The sequence below is a fragment of the Pseudoalteromonas sp. S3178 genome, from assembly GCF_005886985.1.
GTDB classification, from domain to species: Bacteria; Pseudomonadota; Gammaproteobacteria; order Enterobacterales; family Alteromonadaceae; genus Pseudoalteromonas; species Pseudoalteromonas carrageenovora.
Genome location: NZ_PNCW01000355.1, coordinates 1 through 271, shown reverse-complemented (window position 1 = coordinate 271; position 271 = coordinate 1). Strand labels below are relative to the sequence as shown.

General features: G+C 48.7%; 1 protein-coding gene. It reads right to left on the bottom strand.

Annotation, left to right across the window (positions count from 1 at the left end):
• Window positions 1–220: hypothetical protein (locus tag CWC11_RS23115; RefSeq protein WP_212748112.1), on the bottom strand; the 220-nt coding region annotated here is incomplete at its 3' end.
• Window positions 221–271 lie beyond the last annotated feature (51 nt).

Sequence of the window (271 nt, the reverse complement as noted above, 5' to 3'; positions counted from 1 at the left end):
GCCGCCATTCATCTCCTTCTAATGGGTGTGCTTTCACGAAGGCAGGTAACATCCTCACTGAACTGCTTTGCACCCCTAAATTAAGTATTCCTGCAACGACATCGACGGCTTCAATTGGTTTAACCCAGTCGGCACCTTTACAGTCTTGTCCCAGTACCTCGTCACCAGCATCAACTGCGCTCAAAAATGCGTTATAACCTGCAGCAAATCCCTCAGCCAATTGTTTCGTATTAGAGGATAACGAAGAGTATGCTCGCTCGGTTCGGCCACG